General features: G+C 69.3%; 19 protein-coding genes and 1 pseudogene. 13 read left to right on the plus strand and 7 right to left on the minus strand.

Going from position 1 to position 17,976, the window contains the following annotated elements; all coding sequences use genetic code 11:
- The 6 genes and pseudogenes from ACFDTC_RS08305 to ACFDTC_RS08330 form a co-directional block, all read right to left on the minus strand.
- A pseudogene (locus ACFDTC_RS08305) lies at window positions 1–271 on the minus strand (sugar phosphate isomerase/epimerase); the annotation flags it as partial.
- Window positions 268–1,509: an alpha-D-ribose 1-methylphosphonate 5-triphosphate diphosphatase gene (locus ACFDTC_RS08310; RefSeq protein ID WP_375258412.1), complete on the minus strand. Its 1,242-nt coding sequence runs from the start codon at window positions 1,507–1,509 to the stop codon at window positions 268–270. The pseudogene ACFDTC_RS08305 and the gene ACFDTC_RS08310, both read right to left, overlap by 4 nt.
- A complete protein-coding gene (locus tag ACFDTC_RS08315; RefSeq protein ID WP_375258413.1) occupies window positions 1,509–2,165 on the minus strand; it encodes a class I SAM-dependent methyltransferase in 657 nt (218 codons plus the stop codon). The genes ACFDTC_RS08310 and ACFDTC_RS08315 overlap by 1 nt, the downstream gene beginning before the upstream one ends.
- Window positions 2,162–2,923: a phosphonate ABC transporter, permease protein PhnE gene (gene phnE, locus ACFDTC_RS08320; protein WP_375258442.1), complete on the minus strand. Its 762-nt coding sequence runs from the start codon at window positions 2,921–2,923 to the stop codon at window positions 2,162–2,164. Before phnE (ACFDTC_RS08320) ends, ACFDTC_RS08315 begins: the two co-directional genes overlap by 4 nt.
- Before the next feature lie 54 nt (window positions 2,924–2,977).
- Entirely contained in the window at window positions 2,978–3,787 is an 810-nt protein-coding gene (locus ACFDTC_RS08325; protein ID WP_375258414.1) for a phosphonate ABC transporter ATP-binding protein, read from the minus strand.
- A complete protein-coding gene (locus tag ACFDTC_RS08330; RefSeq protein WP_375258415.1) occupies window positions 3,780–4,652 on the minus strand; it encodes a PhnD/SsuA/transferrin family substrate-binding protein in 873 nt (290 codons plus the stop codon). The genes ACFDTC_RS08325 and ACFDTC_RS08330 overlap by 8 nt, the downstream gene beginning before the upstream one ends.
- A 213-nt stretch (window positions 4,653–4,865) precedes the next feature.
- Between ACFDTC_RS08330 and phnF the strand changes: the two genes are divergently transcribed.
- From phnF to ACFDTC_RS08395, 13 genes are all read left to right on the plus strand, one after another.
- Window positions 4,866–5,588 (plus strand): phosphonate metabolism transcriptional regulator PhnF, encoded by a 723-nt coding sequence (gene phnF, locus ACFDTC_RS08335; RefSeq protein ID WP_375258416.1) that lies wholly within the window; start codon window positions 4,866–4,868, stop codon window positions 5,586–5,588.
- Complete coding sequence (locus tag ACFDTC_RS08340) at window positions 5,585–6,028, plus strand: phosphonate C-P lyase system protein PhnG (RefSeq protein WP_375258417.1); 444 nt, start codon at window positions 5,585–5,587, stop codon at window positions 6,026–6,028. Before phnF ends, ACFDTC_RS08340 begins: the two co-directional genes overlap by 4 nt.
- Entirely contained in the window at window positions 6,028–6,564 is a 537-nt protein-coding gene (gene phnH, locus ACFDTC_RS08345; RefSeq protein WP_375258418.1) for a phosphonate C-P lyase system protein PhnH, read from the plus strand. Before ACFDTC_RS08340 ends, phnH begins: the two co-directional genes overlap by 1 nt.
- The gene (locus ACFDTC_RS08350; protein ID WP_375258419.1) at window positions 6,564–7,628 is read left to right on the plus strand and encodes a carbon-phosphorus lyase complex subunit PhnI; all 1,065 of its coding nucleotides are present in this window, start codon (window positions 6,564–6,566) and stop codon (window positions 7,626–7,628) included. The genes phnH and ACFDTC_RS08350 overlap by 1 nt, the downstream gene beginning before the upstream one ends.
- A complete protein-coding gene (locus tag ACFDTC_RS08355) occupies window positions 7,625–8,539 on the plus strand; it encodes an alpha-D-ribose 1-methylphosphonate 5-phosphate C-P-lyase PhnJ (RefSeq protein WP_375258420.1) in 915 nt (304 codons plus the stop codon). The genes ACFDTC_RS08350 and ACFDTC_RS08355 overlap by 4 nt, the downstream gene beginning before the upstream one ends.
- Window positions 8,536–9,339, plus strand: a complete 804-nt coding sequence (locus ACFDTC_RS08360; RefSeq protein WP_375258421.1) for an ATP-binding cassette domain-containing protein — start codon at window positions 8,536–8,538, stop codon at window positions 9,337–9,339. The genes ACFDTC_RS08355 and ACFDTC_RS08360 overlap by 4 nt, the downstream gene beginning before the upstream one ends.
- Window positions 9,340–9,380: 41 nt before the next feature.
- The gene (locus tag ACFDTC_RS08365; RefSeq protein WP_375258422.1) at window positions 9,381–10,055 is read left to right on the plus strand and encodes a phosphonate C-P lyase system protein PhnL; all 675 of its coding nucleotides are present in this window, start codon (window positions 9,381–9,383) and stop codon (window positions 10,053–10,055) included.
- On the plus strand, window positions 10,042–11,223 hold the full coding sequence (locus ACFDTC_RS08370; protein WP_375258423.1) for an alpha-D-ribose 1-methylphosphonate 5-triphosphate diphosphatase: 1,182 nt from the start codon (window positions 10,042–10,044) through the stop codon (window positions 11,221–11,223). The genes ACFDTC_RS08365 and ACFDTC_RS08370 overlap by 14 nt, the downstream gene beginning before the upstream one ends.
- Window positions 11,224–11,314: 91 nt before the next feature.
- Complete coding sequence (phnC, locus tag ACFDTC_RS08375) at window positions 11,315–12,130, plus strand: phosphonate ABC transporter ATP-binding protein (protein WP_375258424.1); 816 nt, start codon at window positions 11,315–11,317, stop codon at window positions 12,128–12,130.
- A gap of 56 nt (window positions 12,131–12,186) precedes the next feature.
- Complete coding sequence (gene phnD, locus ACFDTC_RS08380) at window positions 12,187–13,110, plus strand: phosphate/phosphite/phosphonate ABC transporter substrate-binding protein (protein ID WP_375258425.1); 924 nt, start codon at window positions 12,187–12,189, stop codon at window positions 13,108–13,110.
- Window positions 13,111–13,172: 62 nt separating this feature from the next.
- Window positions 13,173–14,117: a phosphonate ABC transporter, permease protein PhnE gene (gene phnE / locus ACFDTC_RS08385; RefSeq protein WP_375258426.1), complete on the plus strand. Its 945-nt coding sequence runs from the start codon at window positions 13,173–13,175 to the stop codon at window positions 14,115–14,117.
- Window positions 14,114–14,971: a phosphonate ABC transporter, permease protein PhnE gene (phnE, locus tag ACFDTC_RS08390; RefSeq protein WP_375258427.1), complete on the plus strand. Its 858-nt coding sequence runs from the start codon at window positions 14,114–14,116 to the stop codon at window positions 14,969–14,971. Before phnE (ACFDTC_RS08385) ends, phnE (ACFDTC_RS08390) begins: the two co-directional genes overlap by 4 nt.
- Before the next feature lie 40 nt (window positions 14,972–15,011).
- Entirely contained in the window at window positions 15,012–15,632 is a 621-nt protein-coding gene (locus tag ACFDTC_RS08395; RefSeq protein ID WP_375258428.1) for a DapH/DapD/GlmU-related protein, read from the plus strand.
- 161 nt (window positions 15,633–15,793) lie between these two features.
- Here the strand turns inward: ACFDTC_RS08395 and ACFDTC_RS08400 are convergent, their stop codons facing one another.
- Complete coding sequence (locus ACFDTC_RS08400; protein WP_375258429.1) at window positions 15,794–17,944, minus strand: esterase-like activity of phytase family protein; 2,151 nt, start codon at window positions 17,942–17,944, stop codon at window positions 15,794–15,796.
- Window positions 17,945–17,976 lie beyond the last annotated feature (32 nt).

The following is a 17,976-nucleotide window of genomic DNA, read 5'->3' on the forward strand; positions in this document are numbered from 1 at the left end:
CCTTGAGGAACCGCGCGGTGATGAGCGGGCGCAGCTCGGCGTCCTTGTTGTCGATATCCAGCCCCTCGAACGGGCCGTGGATGCCGCGGCGGCCGGTATGGCCGTCCAGCGCCGCCACGGCCGCGGCGATGCGGTCCTCGAACTCCGCGGTCAGGGCGGCGTGGGTCATGAAGTCCTGGATCTCGATGTCGCGGGCACCGTCGAACAGCCAGTCGCGGTGGCGGGCGATGCGCGAGGCGCGCAGGCAGGCGCCGACCTTCAGCGGGTTCATGCGGGCACCCGCGCTTTTCCCGGCACGGACAGCGCGCCCGCGGCGTGGCCGCGGTAGGCCATGCGCCCCGCGACCCAGGTGCCGGTGACGGCCGGCGCGTGGCCGTCCGGCCAGTCCACCAGCACGAGGTCGGCACGCTTGCCCACCTCGATCGTGCCGCGGTCGCGCAGCTTCATGGCGCGCGCGGGCCCGGAGGACACGAGCGACCACAGCGCCAGCCGGTCCGCCCGCCGCTCGGCGTCCAGCCGCGCCACGGCGGCCAGCATCGCGGGATAGAAGTAGTCCGAGGCGAGCGCGTCGCACAGCCCGTCCTCGACCATGTCCCCCGCGCCGAGCGAGCCGATGTGACTGCCGCCGCGCGCCGCATTGGGCGCGCCGAAGACGATCGCGTCGCCCGCGTCGCGCGCTGCCCGCGCGGCGTCCAGCACCATCGGGAACTCGGCCACGGTGGCGCCCCGGGCGCGGTACCAGGCGCGGGTCTGGGCGGTGGTGTCGTCGTGGCTGAGCACCGGCGCGCCGGCCTCGGCGGCCATGGCGGCGACCCGGGCGATCACCTCGGGCACGTCGCCGCGGCGGTCCCATACGCGGGCGAGCAGAGCGATGTAGTCGTCTTCGGACAGGCCCGCGCGGTGGGCCTTCGACGCGGTGCGCTTCTTCATCCGCTCGTCGTCGAGCGACGCGATCGAGAAATCGGGCGACAGCTCGAACCCGCGGTCCTGGATCGGCACGTCGTATGCACGCATCGTCATCGATGTGTGGTCGTTGAACGCGACCGAAGGCAGAAGCGGTCCGCGCAGCGCCTCTTGGATCACGTCGAGCGCGTCGAATGCGAAGGCCTCCCACCGCAGCTGCACGCGGTTCTCGACGGTCAGGCGCGGCGCGAGATCCGCGATCAACCGGATCAGGTCGCGGCCGCGGCCGACGTCGCGCAAACCTGGCTCCCACCCAAGCGTGATGGCGTGGTAGGCGGTGGCGATGCCGTTCGTGGCCAGTTGGCGGTCGGTGTCGATCACCGCCGCCTCTTGCGGAAAGTAGACGCCCGGACGCGGCATCAGCTGCCGCTCGAACGCGTCGCCGTGCACGTCGATCAGCGCGGGCGCCAGGATCTGGTCGCGGGCGTCGATGCGCGTGCCCTGCACCGGGCCGCCGATCTCGACGATCGCGCCGTCGGCGATGGTCACGTTGGTCCGGGCGATCTCGGACGGCAGGTAGACGGTCGCGCCTTCGAATGTCAGCATCACGGGCGCACCCCCAGCCGTTCGGCGACGAAGTGCCAGTGCCACGAGCCGGGCTTCTCGTGCTCGCGATCCTCCAGCCGCAGGCACTCGAAGCCCGATAACAGCGCAAACAGTTCGGCGGCCGAGCAGAAATAGTGCGGGTGCACCTTGTCGGTCCCGGGCGCGTCAAAGACCCAGGCGTTGCGCCCGATCTCGCGGCCCGCGTATTTCGCCTGCTCGTACGGCAGGCGCCGCTTGGACAGCATCGTGCCGAGAAAGGTGCCGCCGGGCTTCAGCACGCGCCGGATCTCGGCGATCGTGCGCAGCAGCACGTCCTCGTCGCCGTGATAGATCACGTTCCAGGACAGCACGTGGTCGAAGGCGTGGTCCTCGAAGGGGAGTGCGTCCATCCGCGCAAGCACGGTCTCGACCGCGCCGGCGCGGTCGATTTCGGCCAGGCCGCGTTCGGCGGCGTCCAGCGCGACCACGTCGAACCCGCGCGCGGCCAGCCACAACGCGTGCCGCCCCACGCCACAGCCGAGGTCGAGGATACGCGCCCCCGGCGCCAGTGTGTCGGCCCAGGCCATCACGTCTGCCTCGGGCGTCAGCCACTTGCTGCCGGCCTCGATCCCGGCCCATTCGGCGTCCCAGTGGGAATCGGCGGTGTCAGTCTTCATCGCTGTTCTCCGATGATGCGTGTGCGAGCGTAGCCCGAAAGTTGCTCGATCCCGATCACCACGACGGCGATCATCAGGATCACGGTCAGCGCGGTGGGGTAGTCGAACAGGTCGAAGCCGACCTTCAACTCGATCCCGATTCCGCCCGCGCCGACCAGGCCCAGGATGGTCGACGAGCGGACGGCCTTCTCGAGCGCGTAGAGCGCGGTCGAGACGAAGGCCGGCATGGCGGCGGGCACGGTGGCGCAGGCCACCACGTCTATCCGCCGTGCGCCGGTGGCGGTCAGGCTTTCGGCGGGACCCTTGTCGGCGGCCTCCATGTCGTCGGCGAAGAACCGGCCGCAGAAGCCCACGGTGTCGACCACGATGGCGAGCATGCCCGCGAAGGGGCCGAGGCCTACGGCCACCACGAAGACCAGCGCCCAGGCGATGTCGGGCACCGCGCGCACGAAGCCCAGAAGCACGCGCACGGTCTGGTTGACCCAGGCGCCCGCGATCAGCCCGCGGGCGGCCAAAAGCGCCACGGGCAGCGACAGGATCACGCCCAGCACCGCGCCGGCGAAGGCGATCTGCAGCGTCTCGATCATCTTCCAGCCCAGCCGCGCCAGCACGTCCGGCGACAGGTTCGGCGGAAAGGCCCGCGCCGCGAAATCGGCGAAGCGCGGCGGCGAGGTCATGACCTTCTCGACCGAGAAGCCCGCGCCCGCGAGACACCACAGGATCAGGACCAGCCCGCCGGCATAGCCCAGGAAGCTGATCGCCGAAGGGCGCTCGAACCGGGCCGGAACGGCGGGACGGGAATTGTGGCGGCGTCAGTCATAGAGCCCTCTCAGGTCCTGCGGACACAGGCTGGCCGCGGTGGCGTCGAGCTTCATGCGGCCGTCGGCCAGCCCCAGCACCCGGTCGCCGTAGCGCAGCGCGTGGTCGATGTTGTGCGAGGTAAAGACCACCGTCACGCCGTCCTGCCGCGCCAGCGCGAAGAACAACGCCATGACGTCTTCGCCCGCCGATGGGTCGAGCGAGGCGCAGGGTTCATCCGCGAACAGCACGGCGGGACGCGAAACGATGGCGCGCGCGATGGCCACGCGTTGCGACTGGCCGCCCGACAACCGGTCGGCGCGGCGCATCGCGAAGTCGGCCAGGCCGACCTTCTCGAGCGCGTCCATCGCCTGTATGCGCGAGTCGTGCGGCGCGAGCCTGTGACTCCAGTGGCGGATGCCGGGCTGCACGCCCAGTAACCCTTGCAGCACGTTCGACAGCACCGACAGGCGTGGCACCAGGTTGTGCTTTTGCGAGACGAGGCCGACGCGCGCCCGCAGGGATCGCAGCGCGGCGGGGCTGGCGCCGGTCGCGTCCTCGTTCAGAAGGCGCACGGCGCCGGCGCTGACCGGGATCAGCCCCATGAGGCAGCGCAGCAGAGTCGACTTGCCCGCACCGTTGGCGCCGACCAGCGCAGTCGCCTCGCCGCGCGCGAGGCGGAACGAGATGTCCGAGAAGACCGGCGTGTCGCCGAACCGCTTGGCGACGTCGCGCGCCTCGATGTCGACGGCGGGAACCGGGGTGCCTGACACCCCGGCCCTTGGCGCCGCATCCGGGCGTTTCTCGAGTACGAGATCAGTCACCGATGAAGGCGTCGAACTGGGGGAAGCCCGCGTTCGAGTACATCGAACGGACGTAGTCGTATGCGCCGTCCTCGATGGCGACGAGGTCCATGTCGCGGTACTTCTCGTTCTCCTCGTTCGACACGATCCCGGCGATGATCGAGTCCTTGTTCTCGAGGATCGCGGTGCGCACGGCCTCGGCCGCTTCGGAGGGGACGTGGGCGCCGACCATGATCATGTCGTTGGGCAGGTCGCCCGAGCGCGCGATGACCTTGAAGAAGCCGTAGGGTACGCTGTCGTCCGCGGCGCGCGCACCTTCCATCCAGCTGGTGGCGTTTGTGCCGATGGCGTCCACGTCGCCGGCCTTGAGCGCCTCGTGGGCGATGTTGCCGCTGGTGTGGATCTTCTCGATGTCGTTCACCGGGTCGATGCCGTGATCGGCCAGCACCTGCATCGGGCACAGCATGTTCGAGGTCGAGCCGATGTCGCCGAACGCGACCTTCCGACCCTCGAGGTCGGCGGGCAGGTTGATGCCGCTGTCGGCGCGCACGACGATCGCACAGTGATAGTCGGGACGGCCCAGACCGATCAGCGGCGTGGCGTTGGTCAGCTTGTTGATGACGACGTATTCGGCCGGGCCCGAGACCACGAAATCGACCGTCTCGGCGCGCAGCGCCTCGGCCGCCGCGGTGCGCGAGTTGACCGGGAAGAATTCGAACGTCTCGCCGGTGGCGGCTTCCAAGGCCTCCTTGAACGGGCCCCATTCGATCTGCAGGCGCTCCATGCCCTCGACGTCGGTGACGGCGAGGTTCCAGGTCTCGGCTGCGGCGCCGAAGGCGGTGACGGTGCCGAGGCCAAGCCCCAGCGCGAGCGATTTGAAAGTCATGTCAGGCTCCGGTTTGGAAACATTCGAATGAATATGTGATTCCGTGTAACCGCTGTGCGACGGCGCCATGAAGCCTTTGTGATACGGCCGCATCCGGGGACAGGGGTCGTCGACGCCGGACCTCGGCCCGGTATTGTCACGCCACGGAAACGAAGACGTCACCCGGCTGTCATACCGCCGGCCTATCCAGAAAATCATTCGGATGAATCGAGCATGACAAAAGACCGCTGGCGCGAAATTCGCGCCCTGATCGAGCAGGACATCATGGACGGAGCGAAGGAACCCGGGTCCCGGCTGCCCACCGAGCCGGAGCTGGCCCAGCTTTACCAGGCGGGGCGCCACTCGGTCCGCCGGGCGGTGACGGACCTCGCGAAGGCCGGCTACCTCAGCGTAGAGCAGGGGCGCGGCACCTTCGTGCAGGCGCGTCCGCGCATCGACTACGCCATCGGCCGCCGCACCCGCCTGCGCCGAAACATGGACGCAAAGGGCATCGCCGTCTCGGGCGAGTCGCTGGGCCACGAGCGCATCCCGGCGCCGCCGCGCGTCGCGCGCCTGCTGCGCCTGGACGAGGGCGCCGAGGTGATCGTGACCCGCCGCCGCACGCTAGCGGACGGCGTGCCGGTGAACCTCGGCCGCATCTACCACGACGCCGCGCGCTTTCCGGATTTTCCCGAGAGGCGCGGCGCCAACGGCTCGACCACCGAGACGTACAAATCCTACGGGATCGGGGATTACCTGCGTGGCGAGACCCGCATCCATGCCCGACCCGCCCGCGGCGACGAGGCGCGCCAGCTCCACCAGCATCCCGACATGCCGGTGATGGTGGTGCGCGCGGTCGACACGCTGCTCGACGGCACGCCCATCGCCCACAGCGAGGTGATCTGGTCCGCGGCACGGGTGAACTTCAGCATCAACCCCGACGAGGACGATCGATGAGCCGAACGCTGGGCGCCTTGCCCGATCACACGCACGAGGAAATGCTGGGCATCCTCGCCCGCGCAGACGCCGCGCGGCTGAAGGCCTTCGCCGAACCGCTGATCGCTGCGCTTGGCGACATCGAGGTGCGCGAGAACCGCACGGGGCTGGTGATGCTGCCGATGCGCGACACGGCGCAGCGCACGCATTTCCACCTGGGCGAAGTGCTGGTCAGCGAGGCGCGCATCGTGGCCGGCGGGGTCGAGGGCTACGGCATGCGCCGGGGCCGCGACCTCGAGGCGGCGATGGCGATGGCGCTGGTCGACCTTTGCGTGGCGTCCGGCGTGCACCTGCGGGCCTGCGCCGCCTTCGTGACGGACGAGGCCGCGAAGCAGGCCGAGGAAGATCGTGAGACCCTGCGCCGGGTCGAGGCCACCCGCGTCGAGATGGAGACCTTCTGATGCCTGCGATCCCCGTCCCCTCGGCCTTCGAAAGCCGCTGCAACGCGACCTACGACGCGCTTATGTGGGCGCTGTCGCGCCCAGGCCTGGTGCGCGACCTGCCCGAGGCCGGTCAGGCGCAGATCGTCGATGCGCTGATCGACCGCGACTGCGCAGTCTTCTGCGACGCGCCCGATCTTGCCGCGCGCGTGGCCGGTATCGGCGCGGCGCTGGTGGACGTGGAGCGCGCCGATCACCTGTTCCTCGACCGCCTCGAAAACGCCGGGCTTCTGCGCGCGCTGCGGCTGGGTTCGGACCTGCACCCGGAACTCGGCGAGACGCTGGTGTTGAACGCCGCAATTGGAACGGGGCCGGGCGTGCGGCTGACCGGCCCCGGAGTGGACGGATCGGTCGAGATCCGCATCGCCGGCCTGCCCGACGGTTTCTGGCGGATACGGGCGCAGGTGATGCGCTACCCGATGGGGTTCGAGCTGTTCCTTCTCGACGGGACGCGCGTCGTCGGGCTTCCCCGGTCCACTGAAGTCGAGGTGCTGTGATGGCCTACGTGGCGACCCGCGGCGGCGAACGCGCCATCGAGCAATCGCAGCGCCTGTTTCGGACCGAACTGGGCGCGATCACGCCCGACCGCGTCGCCGAGCTGCGCCGCGCCCTGCCGTACCTCGTCGACCGCGTCATGGGCGAGGCGTCGCTTTACGACGAGGATCTGGCCGCGCTGGCGCTCGCCCAGACGGGGGGCGAGCTTTACGAGGCGATCCTGCTTCTGCGCGCCTGGCGCACGACGCAGCCGCGGCTTGCAGTGGCCGAGCCCGTGACGCAAGAGGCGCTGTTCACCCATCGCCGCATCTCGGCCGCGTTCAAGGACATTCCCGGCGGGCAGCTGCTCGGCCCGACGCTGGACTATGCGCACCGTATCCTCGCGACCGAGGTGCTCGAGGGCACGCCCTACGTGCCCGAGCCGGTGGACGCGGCAGCCCGGCCCGCGCCCGCGCAGCAGCCGTCGGTCGCGGCGTGGCAGGCCGCCAACGGGCTGCTGACCGCGCCGCGCCCCGACACGACCGCCGGCAACGACATCCCCGACGTGACGCGCGAGCCGCTGCTGTTCCCGGCCAGCCGCGCGCATTCCCTCCAATCGCTGGCGCGCGCCGAAACCGGCGGCGTGCTGGCGCTGGGCTATGCCGCGCAGCGCGGCTATGGCCAGGCCCACCCCACCGTCAACGAACTGCGCCTGGCCGAGGCCGAGATCCTGGTGCGACACCCGCGCGGCACGCGGTTCAGCGCCGGCCGGGTCAAGGTCTCGCAGGCCGAGGTCGTCTCGAAAAGCGGCGAGGCGCTGCGGCTGGGCTTCTCGGCCACGCTCGGCTGGAACGAGGTCAAGGTGCTCGCCGCCGCGACGCTGGACCTGAACTCCGAGGGCGCGCCCAAGGGATCGGCCACCGAGGAGGAGTTCTTCCTCTACCACACCGAGGGCGTCGAAAGCTCGGGCTTCTGCATCCACTTCAAGCTGCCGCACTACGTCACCTTCCAATCCTCGCTCGATGCCATGCGCGACGCCCGCGCCACGCGCGCGGCCCGCGACAAGCACACGGAGCCGGCCGAATGACTCTGCGATCCCTCACCAAGGACTGGGAGCCGATGGCCTACGGCTTCCTCGACCCCACCGCCAAGCGCGAGATCCGGCGGAAAATGCTGAAGGCGATCGCCGTGCCCGGCTGCCAGATCCCTTACGCCAGCCGCGAGGTGCCGATGGCGCGCGGCTGGGGTACCGGCGGCCTTCAGGTGTCGTGCACGCTGGTCAACCCGACGATGCGCATCAAAGTCATCGACCAGGGCGCCGACGACAGCGTGAACGCGGCCTCGATCCGGCGCTTCCTGGCGCAGGTTTCGGGCGCTCCGACCACGACGGACACGCTGCAGGCCGACCTGATCCAGTCCCGCCACCGCATCCCCGAGGAACGGCTGCGCGACGACCAGGTGCTGGTCCTGCAGGTGCCGAACCCCGAGCCGCTGCGCTCGGTCCAGCCGAACATGTCGATCGCGCGCCAGATGCACGCCGATGCCGATTACGGGCGCATGTGGCTGCAGCTCTACGAGCAGATCGTGCGCTCGGGGCGGGTGATGCAGGGCGCGGCGTACCCCAGCCTCGTCAACGGCCGCCACGTGATGACGCCGTCGCCGATTCCGCGCTGGGACGTGCCGAAGTTGCACATGGCGCGGCACTTGACGCTGCTTTCGGCGGGCCGGGAAAAGCGCCTGCACGCCGTGCCGCCCTTCACGCGGGTCGAGCCCCTGGTCTTCGACGACGTGCCCTACCGGGTCGAGGATCACGCCGGGCTGACCTGCACGCGGTCGGGCGCGCGCGGCTTCTACATGAACGAGATCCCGCAGGCGGATGGAAGCTCGGCCCACGAGCTCTCCGACAGTGATCTCGGCGCCAAGACGATCCGCTGGGCCGAGGGCGAGGCCGTGGCGATCGGCGACACCTGGTACCGCGACGGAGAGATGGAGCCATGAGCACGACGATGGCGCTGGACGCCCCCCGGCTGGTCGACACGCGCCCGCTGCTGACCGCGCAGGGCGTGTCGAAATCCTACGGCGCGGTGCACGCGCTGCGCGACGTCTCGGCCGACGTGTACCCGGGCGAGGTCCTGGGCATCGTCGGCGAAAGCGGCTCGGGCAAGTCGACCTTCCTGCGCTGCCTGAACCTCGAGGAGACGCCGGACGCGGGCAGCTACACGCTGGACCTGCCGGACGTCGACGGAAACCTGTTCGACCTGGACCGCTTCGCCCGGCGGATGCTGTGCGCCACGCGCATCGGCATCGTCTACCAGAATCCGCATGCGGGGCTTCTGATGCGGCACTCGTCGTCGGGCAACGTGGCCGAGCGGCTGCTGGTCGCGGGCGAGCGGCGCTTTGCCGTGCTGCGCGACAAGGCGCGCGACGCGCTGGACGCATCGGAGTTTCCCCGCGACCGGATCGACGCCCCGCCGATCGAGCTGTCGGGCGGGATGCAGCAGCGGGTGCAGCTGGCCAAGGCGATCGCGCTGGAACCCGCGCTGTTGCTGCTGGACGAGCCCACCACCGGCCTCGACGTCAGCGTGCAGGCGCTGGTGCTGGACACGCTGAAGCGGCTGCAGGCCGAACGCCGCATCACCATGGTGCTGGTCAGCCACGACCTAGGCGTGATCCGCACGCTGGCCGATCGCGTCATGGTCATGCGCCACGGCCGTGTCGTGGAATCCGGCCTTGCCGACCAGGTGTTCCAGGACCCGCAGCACGCCTACACGCAACAACTGGTGCACGCAAAGCTATGACTCCGATTCTCGATGTCCGCGGCCTGTCCAAAGGCTTCGTCATGCACCATCTCGACACCCGGATGGGGGCCTTCGACGACGTGTCGTTCACCCTGCACGCGGGCGAGTTCCTGCTGCTCAAGGGCCGCAACGGCGCGGGCAAGTCGACGCTGCTGCGCACGCTCTACCGCAGCTACCTGGCCAGTGCGGGGCAGATCCTGTTCCACGGGCCAAACGGGGTGATCGACCTCGCGCGCGCGGCCGACGTGGACGTGGCCGTGCTGCGGCGCACCGGGATCGGCTTCGTCACGCAGTTCCTGGTCGCGCGCCCCCGCGTCAGTGCCGAGGCGCTGGTCGCCGAACCCCTGCGCCTTGCCGGCACGCCACAGGACGAGGCGCTGGCGCAGGCGCGGCACTGGCTCGCGGCTTTCGGCGTCCGGCAGGCGCTGTGGCCGGCCTATCCGACGACGTTCTCGGGTGGCGAGCAGCAGAAGGTCAACCTGGCCCGCGCGCTGATCCGCCCGCAGCGCCTGCTGCTTCTGGACGAGCCGACGGCCTCGCTCGACGCCGCGGCGCGGGCGGCGCTGATCGACCGGCTGGCGGACCTGAAGGCCCGCGGCACCGCGATGATCGGCGTGTTCCACCACCCCGGCGACGTGGCCGAGCTGATCGACCGCGAGATCGACCTGACCCCCGACACCAACCTACAGGAGGACCGCGCCGATGTGGTTGTCTGACTTCACCCTGGTCCTGCCCGACCGCGTCGTTCCCAACGGCGCGCTGCGCCTGCAGGACGGTCGCATCGCCGAGATCGCCGACCACCCGGTGCGTCATGCAGGCGCCATGCGCGGCGCAGGTCACACGATATTCGCCGGCTTCATCGACATGCACGGCGACATGATCGAGCAGGAGCTGGAGCCGCGCGCGCGGGTCGATTTCCCGATCAACGTGGCGCTGGCGGCGCTCGATGCGCGGCTGGCCGCGGCCGGGGTCACGACGGCCTACGCGTCGGTGTCATTCTCGCGCGGAGTGCGCGACGGCGAGCGGCGCTCGTTCGAGCACACCAGCGGCGTGATCCGCGCGCTGGCGGCCGCACGGGGGCGCGCGCGGGTCGACCACCGGATCCACGCGCGCTTCGACATCACCTTCGACAACGCGGTCGGCGTGCTGAAGGGCCTGCTGGACGACGGCACCGTCGATCTGGTCTCGCTGATGGATCACACGCCGGGGCAGGGCCAGTACCGCAACCTCGAGATCCACATCCGCAACAAGGCCGCGCAGAACGGCATCTCCGAGGCCGAGGCGCGCGCGATGGTCGATACCGCCATGGCCACGCGCGCCCGTCCGCAGGAAGAGCTGCTGCAGAACATGCGGACGGTCGCGCGGATGTGCCGCGACCACGGCGTGCCGCTGGCCAGCCACGACGACGACACGGTGGACAAGGCGCACCTGGTCGCCGAGTTGGGCGCGGTGATCGCGGAATTCCCCGTGACGCTTGAGGCGGCGGAGGTCGCGACGCAGCGCGGGCTGATGACGGCGATGGGCGCGCCCAACGCCATGCGCGGCGAAAGCTATTCCGGCAACCTTTCCGCGCGCGAGGCGCACCGCGCCGGCGTGCTCTCGATCCTCGCGGCGGATTATCACCCGGCGGCGATCCTGCCCGCGATCCGCGCGCTGGCCACACAGGACCCGGACGGCCTGGCCGGCGCCGCGCGCCTTGCGACGGTCAACCCGGCAAAGGCGCTGGGCCTGGACGACGTGGGCAGCATCGCTAATGGCAAGTCCGCCGATCTGGTCGTCGTCGACGACGCGGACCGGGTCGTCCTGACGCTGCGCCGCGGCGCGGTGATCTATTCCGACGGCACGCTGCACGGATTGCCCGCACGAGAGCCCGCCATCGCCTGAGCGATGTCAACGAAGTGTCACCTGACGGTCGGCCAGGTGTCACGGAGCGGGGCTACCCCTACAGGTGACGCATTCATTCGGATGAATCACCATGACCCAGACGCTCTCGCTGTCCGCCGTGACCCGCACCTTCCACGAAACGACAGCCGTCGACCGCGCGACGCTGTCGGTCGAGCCGGGGCAGTTCGTCGGCATCATCGGCCGCTCGGGCGCGGGCAAGTCCACGCTGCTGCGCCTGATCAACCGCCTGGTCGACCCCTCTTCGGGGTCGATTTCGTTCGGGGGGACCGAGATCACCGCCCTGCGGGGCCGGGCGCTGCGGGCATGGCGGCGCGATTGCGCGATGATCTTCCAGCAGTTCAACCTGGTCGACCGGCTGGACGTGCTGACCAACGTGCTGATCGGACGGTTGGCCGAGCACGGTTTCGTCAAGTCGATGGCCATGCGCTTCTCGGACGCCGAGCGCACGATGGCGATCGAGGCGCTGGACCGGCTCGACCTTGTGCCGCAGGCCCTGCAGCGCGCGGGCACGCTGTCGGGCGGCCAGCAGCAGCGGGTGGCGATCGCCAAGGCGCTGGTCCAGCGTCCGAAGATCATGCTGGCGGACGAGCCCATCGCCAGCCTCGACCCTGCGAACGCCTCGCTGGTCATGGACGGGCTGCGCCGGATCAACCGGCAGGACGGCCTGACCGTGCTGGTCAACCTGCACACGCTGGATACCGCGCGCGCCTATTGCGACCGCATCGTCGCCATGCGCGCGGGCCGCGTGATGTTCGACGGCACCGCCGCGCAACTGACCGACGACGTGGTCCGCGACATCTACGGCATCGAGGGGCTGGCCGAGTTCGACGCCGGTATCACCTCGACCGCGGCCCGGGCGACCGGCCGCACGCGCGAGCCGGCCTGACGATCCGGCCGGACACGAAAGAGCGACACGTGAACGCAACCAAGGGGGATACCACCATGCGTTTCATCACAGCCACCGCACTTGCGGCCCTGATCGCCACGCCGGCGCTGGCCGAGGGCTGGAAGGACGACTACCAAGTCCTGAAGTTTGGCATCCTGTCGGGCGAGAACGAACAGGACCGCCTGATGCGCAACGAGCCGCTGCGCGTCTACCTCGAGGACCAGCTGGGCGTCGAGGTCGAAATCTTCACCGCCGGCAACTACGACGGCGTGATCCAGGCCATCGCGGCAGACCAGATAGAGATCGCGCGCCTGGGCTCCTCGTCCTACGCCGCGGCCTATACCGCGACTGACGGCGGCGTGGTCCCGACGCTGACCACGCTCAGGAAGGACGGCTCGACCGGCTACTACTCGGTCGTGGTGACGCGCTGCGATAGCGGCATCGAGACGCTCGAGGATGCCGCCGGCAAGGTGCATGCCTTCGCCGATCCCGACAGCACGTCGGGCTATGCCGTGCCCTACTTCAACATGATCCAGCGCGAGGGCATCGTCCCCGAGGAGCATTTCGGCACGGTGACCTTCTCGGGCAGCCACGAGGCCGGCGTCACCGGCGTCGTCAACGGCCTCTTCGACACCGCCGCGACCTACCAGGACAACGACACCTCGGGCATCTACCAGCGCATGGAAGAGAAGGGCATGATCGAGCCCGGCCTGGTCTGCAAGATCTGGGAAAGCCCCGAGATCACCTCGGGCCCGTGGACCTTCCGCAAGAATCTGCCCGAACAGCTGATCGAGGACGTGACCGCCGCGATCGAAAGCTTCCCCGAGGCCGATCCCGAGGGCTACGCGCTCTACTCGTCGTTCACCGAGGACGATCCGAACCCCGAGGTCGGCTTCACCCGCGTCGACAGCGACCGCTACCAGTGGATCGTCGACATGCGCGCCTGGATCCGCGACCAGCGCCGCTCGGCCGGCAGCTGATCGTCGCACCGCGCAAGGGGGTGGGCGGCATCGCCCACCCGTTCCACACCGGGAAGACCGTGATGACCGCGACCGCAGACTTCACCCGCCTCGGCGCCACCGGCACCGACGACCGGATCGCGCAGTTCGAGGCCGACTTCGCCGAGCGCCGGCGCCGGGCGCGGTTGGCGTGGCTGGTGGGCACGGTCGTGTTCGCGACGCTCTTCGCGCTGACCGCCTGGATCGGCGACTTCTTCCGCGTCACGCAGGTGACGATGCCCGACGGCGCGCGGGAGTGGCGCTGGGTGATCCCGGCGGGACTGCCGCGGCTGGGCGAATACGTCGCGAACACGATTCCGGTGCTGCGCTGGGACAGCCTGGGCGCCGACCTGTCGGAATGGTTCTGGCGCTGGCCCATCTGGCTTGAGCTTCTGTTCGAGACGATCCTGATCGCCTACATGGCGACCGTCGTGGGTGTCATCGGCGGCTTTCTTCTGTCCTTTCCGGCGGCGCGCAACCTTTCGCCGAACAAGGGCGTGCTCTGGACCACCCGCCGCTTTCTCGAGATCGCGCGTACGGTGCCGGAACTGGTCTGGGCGCTGATCTTCGTCTTTTGCTTCTCGGTCGGTCCCATGGCGGGCGTGATGGCCATCGGGCTGCACGCCACCGGCGCGCTGGGCAAGCTCTATTCCGAGGTCAACGAGAACATCGACATGGCGCCGCTGGAGGGCGTCAAGGCGGCGGGCGGCACGTGGTTCGACCAGATCCGCTACGGCGCCGTGCCGCAGGTGCTGCCCAACATCATCAGCTACACGCTGCTGCGGTTCGAGATCAACGTGCGCGCCTCGTCGATCATCGGCTACGTGGGCGCGGGCGGGTTGGGGCAGGAGTTCCGCACCGCCATGAGCTTTCAGGAATACACAGACCTGTCGGCGCTGTTCGTCATCATATTCGTCACCGTGATGGTGATCGACTACGGCTCGGAAAAGCTGCGCCACCGGGTCATCGGCATGGAGGCCCGGGCATGAACCCGACGCAAGACCGCATCGACGCCGCACGCGCCCGCGTGCCGCGGGCCTTCCGCGCCCCCGCGCCCGTCCGCCTGCGCCGCATCGCGGTCCGGACGCTGCTGGTGGGGCTGTTCCTGTGGTGCCTCTACGACTTCGACATCACCCCCGCCCGCATCTGGGAGGGGTTGGGCCGCTTCGGCACCGTGGCCAGCTTCATGTTCCCGCCGCATGTCTGGGACAGCTGGGCAGCCTTTTCGGAGATCCTCGAAGGTCTGGGCGAGACGCTGGCCATCGCGTTCCTCGGCACGCTTCTGGGCGCGATCGTCGCTTTCCCGCTGTCGTTCCTCGGCGCCAAGAACATCAACCGGCTGAACTTTCTCCGCCTCGGCGTGCGGCGCGGCTACGACGTGATCCGCGCGTTCGAGACGCTGATCCTGGCGTTGATCTTCATACGCGCCTTCGGACTCGGCCCGCTGCCCGGCATCCTCGCCATCGCGGTCAGCGAGATCGGCACCTTCGCCAAGCTGTTCTCGGAGGCGATCGAGAACACCTCGGACCGCCCCGTCGACGGGGTCAGGGCCTCGGGCGGATCGCGGCTGCAGCAGATCCGCTTCGGCGTGATGCCTCAGGTCAGCCCGGTGATCCTGTCGATCCTGCTCTACAACTTCGAATCCAACGTCCGGTCTGGCACGATCCTGGGCATCGTCGGCGCGGGCGGCATCGGCTTCCTGCTGTCGGACCGCATCGCCGCCTACCGCTGGGACGAGGCGTGGTCGATCATCTTCCTGATCATCCTAATGGTCTACGTCATCGACTGGCTGTCGGGCCTGATCCGCAGCCGCCTGATCGGCACCAAGGAGCTTCCGAAATGACCTGTCCGACACTTGCCTGCCGCGCCCCCGAGGTGCCGGCATGAGCGCCTACAAGCGGTCCCTGGGCGAGACGCCCAGCATCCACCCCGAGGCGTCCGTGACCGATTGCACCCTCGGCGCCTGGACCGAGGTCGGGCGCGGCACGACGATGCGCGAAAGCACGATGGGCGACTGGTCCTACATCACGCAGGATTGCCACGTGATCTGGACCACCATCGGCAAGATGTGCTCGATCGCCAACGCGACCCGCATCAACCCGGGCAACCATCCGACCTGGCGCGCGATCCAGCACCATTCCGTCTACCGGGCCGAGGCTTACGGCCTGGGCGAGGACGACGCCGCCTTTTTCGACTGGCGCAAGGCGGATCACGTGACCATCGGCCACGACGTCTGGATCGGCCACGGCGTCACGATCACCGCCGGCGTCACCATCGGCACCGGCGCGGTCGTCGGCGCGGGCGCCGTGGTCACGCGCGACGTGCAGCCCTATACGGTCGTCGGCGGCGTGCCCGCGCGCGTGCTGAAGCGGCGCTTCGACGAGCGGCAGGCACAGGCGTTGCAAGAGATCGCGATCTGGGACTGGCCGCGCGAACGGTATCGCGCCGCGCTGCCCGACATCCGCGCCCTCGGCATCGACGCGTTCATCGAGAGGTATTCCTGAGTCTCGGCCGCCGCGTACGGATAATCCTGTCCCGCCCGAGCGACCGCAGGCCGTGCACGCGTCCGCTTGCTCCGTCGTCCTGATGGTCTGGCATAAGAAAGGGCAGGGCGTTTCCGCCCCGCCCGCTGTCCTGTTTGACTGGCTGACCCGGCTCTCGGCGCTTACATCCGCCCGATCGAGAAGAAGAACGTCTCGCCCGAGCTGTCGTCGACGCCGTCGTTGTCGGTCGCGATCCAGGTCGTGCCATCCGACAGGATCGCCATGCCCTCGACCTTGTCTTGGATGTAGCCGTTGAAGCCGGCGAGGTCCTCGCGCAGGTCGCGGACCACTTCCTTCTCGACCACGGGCAGCGTCTCGCCCAGCGGTGCGGCCACCATCTGGTCCATCGGCACGCGGGTCACCGCCTTGATCGCCGAGTTCGAGAACTGGTCGTCCCGCTCGACGAAGTACATCCAGTCGCCGTGCGCCGTGATCTCGGACAGGCCGACCCAGCCGGTATCCACCGAGGTCAGCGGGTAATGCACCGCGCCCCATTCCTGCGTCTCGAGGTCGTAGGCCAGCACCTTCACCATGCCCGCCGGATCGTCGTCGAATTCGCGCTGGAGCGCGACCCACAGCGTGGTGCCGACGCGGGTGATGCCCTCGGCAGCCCAACGACGCTCGACCGCCATGATCTCTTTCGGAAAGGGGATCGTCGCGGCGATCTCGCCCTCGGCAGTGACGTGGTAGATCGCGTGCAGGATGCCGCGGTCGAGGCGCCCTTCGGAGGCGACGTAGAAGTTGCCCTCGCCGTCGAGGGTGATCCCTTCGAGGTCCATCAACTGCGCGGGCCGACCGTCGCGGGTGATACGGGTCACGTCCGTGATGCGCGCCGGCGTGGCCCCCGTGTCGATGGTGAAGATCGACGGCTGCATGCCGTAGAAGCTGTCGTTGACGGCATAGACCGTGCCGCCTTCGCCCGCGACCATCCCCGAGATCGCGCCCCAGCCGATCAGCTCGTCACTGCCGGCCGAGGTCAGCTGCGGATAGCGCGCCTCGCCCTCGGCGTAATCGAACAGCATCACGTGGCTGCGCGGGCCGGCATCGTCGGCCTCGTTGGCGATGGCCAGCAGGTTGCGGCCCGGGATGGCGACGGCGCCCTCGGGCGCGATTCCCGACGGCAGAAGCTGCGCCAGCACCGGGTTCGCCGGGTCGGTCATGTCGTAGACGCCCACGATCGAGCCACGCTCGGACAGTAGGAAGATCATCGGCGTGCCGTCGAAGGTCGCGAACTCCATGCCTTCGGGCTCAATGCCTTTGGCGTCCGAGCGGCTGTCGGGGTAGTGGCCGATCTCGACCAGCGCATGCTCGAACGACGGCCCCGAGTCGTAGACCTCGGTCCCGTCCTTGTGGAAGACGGTGAAGCCGCGCGACCCGCCGTCCATGTCGCCCTCGTTAGCGATGACGAAATGGTCTTCGTCGATCCACTGCAGCGCGTCCGGCTCGCGGGGGACGTCCGCCAGCGTATCGGTGAAGTCCAGCGCGCCGTCGTCCTGCGCATCCACGCCCACGAGCGAGACGGAGCCTGCCGAGAAATGCGACAGCACCTCACCGGACGCGTTCAGCACGACGACGTGGTTGTTTTCCTGCAGCGTGACGGCGATCTCGCCGGCGGCGTTCACGTCGACGAACTCGGGCTCGGGGTCGTCCGGGGCCACGTCGGCCAGACCGGTGACGTCGGCGCGCACCTGCTGGTCGCACTGCATCATGCCGTCCGCGTCCAGCGGGATGATCGAGACGTGGCCGGCCGGCATCTGCGGCACACGGCCGTCGCCGGCATCCTCGTCGCGCTCGTTCTCGACGGCGACGACCACGAACGAGCCGTCCGGCGCCACGGCTGTGCTGTCGGGCTGGCCGCCGAGGTCGCAATCCGCGACCATCTCGCCCGTGGCCACTGCGTAATGGGCAAGGTGGCCCGACGGGCTGGTGAAGCTCTCCGAGGTGTTGATCCCGACGAAGACCGTGTCGCCCATGGCCGAGACGGCGGTCGGCTCGCCATCCAGCGCGATGTTGCCCAGCGGCTGCGGGTTGGCCGGGTCGGTGATGTCGATGCGGCCGATCACGCCAAGCGGGCTGTCGGAATAGACCAGCGTGTTGCCGTCGGCGGTGACGGTCACGATCTCGGCCGAGGTCTCGCGCGCGGCATCCTCGCCCTCGGCCATGTTGGTGAAGACCGGGAAGCTCGCGATCCGGTTAAAGTTCATGTCGGCCAGCGCGGCGGTGCCGGCGGTCAGCGCGAAGACGGATGTGAGGAGGGGCAGTTTGATCGGCATCGTCTGAAATCCCTGTCGTGGAACGATGCGAC

The organism is Citreimonas sp., from assembly GCF_042096055.1.
Taxonomy (GTDB): Bacteria; Pseudomonadota; Alphaproteobacteria; order Rhodobacterales; family Rhodobacteraceae; genus Citreimonas.

Coding starts and splice junctions, on each gene's coding strand:
- ACFDTC_RS08330 (WP_375258415.1), bottom strand. CDS start 4,652: ATGACTTTCAAATCGCTCGCGCTGGGGCTTGGCCTCGGCACCGTCACC.
- ACFDTC_RS08355 (WP_375258420.1), top strand. CDS start 7,625: ATGACTCTGCGATCCCTCACCAAGGACTGGGAGCCGATGGCCTACGGC.
- ACFDTC_RS08315 (WP_375258413.1), bottom strand. CDS start 2,165: ATGAAGACTGACACCGCCGATTCCCACTGGGACGCCGAATGGGCCGGG.
- phnE (WP_375258427.1), top strand. CDS start 14,114: ATGAACCCGACGCAAGACCGCATCGACGCCGCACGCGCCCGCGTGCCG.
- phnE (WP_375258426.1), top strand. CDS start 13,173: ATGACCGCGACCGCAGACTTCACCCGCCTCGGCGCCACCGGCACCGAC.
- ACFDTC_RS08400 (WP_375258429.1), bottom strand. CDS start 17,944: ATGCCGATCAAACTGCCCCTCCTCACATCCGTCTTCGCGCTGACCGCC.
- ACFDTC_RS08340 (WP_375258417.1), top strand. CDS start 5,585: ATGAGCCGAACGCTGGGCGCCTTGCCCGATCACACGCACGAGGAAATG.
- ACFDTC_RS08370 (WP_375258423.1), top strand. CDS start 10,042: ATGTGGTTGTCTGACTTCACCCTGGTCCTGCCCGACCGCGTCGTTCCC.
- ACFDTC_RS08365 (WP_375258422.1), top strand. CDS start 9,381: ATGCACCATCTCGACACCCGGATGGGGGCCTTCGACGACGTGTCGTTC.
- phnD (WP_375258425.1), top strand. CDS start 12,187: ATGCGTTTCATCACAGCCACCGCACTTGCGGCCCTGATCGCCACGCCG.
- ACFDTC_RS08360 (WP_375258421.1), top strand. CDS start 8,536: ATGAGCACGACGATGGCGCTGGACGCCCCCCGGCTGGTCGACACGCGC.
- phnF (WP_375258416.1), top strand. CDS start 4,866: ATGACAAAAGACCGCTGGCGCGAAATTCGCGCCCTGATCGAGCAGGAC.
- ACFDTC_RS08350 (WP_375258419.1), top strand. CDS start 6,564: ATGGCCTACGTGGCGACCCGCGGCGGCGAACGCGCCATCGAGCAATCG.
- phnH (WP_375258418.1), top strand. CDS start 6,028: ATGCCTGCGATCCCCGTCCCCTCGGCCTTCGAAAGCCGCTGCAACGCG.
- phnC (WP_375258424.1), top strand. CDS start 11,315: ATGACCCAGACGCTCTCGCTGTCCGCCGTGACCCGCACCTTCCACGAA.
- ACFDTC_RS08395 (WP_375258428.1), top strand. CDS start 15,012: ATGAGCGCCTACAAGCGGTCCCTGGGCGAGACGCCCAGCATCCACCCC.
- ACFDTC_RS08310 (WP_375258412.1), bottom strand. CDS start 1,509: ATGCTGACATTCGAAGGCGCGACCGTCTACCTGCCGTCCGAGATCGCC.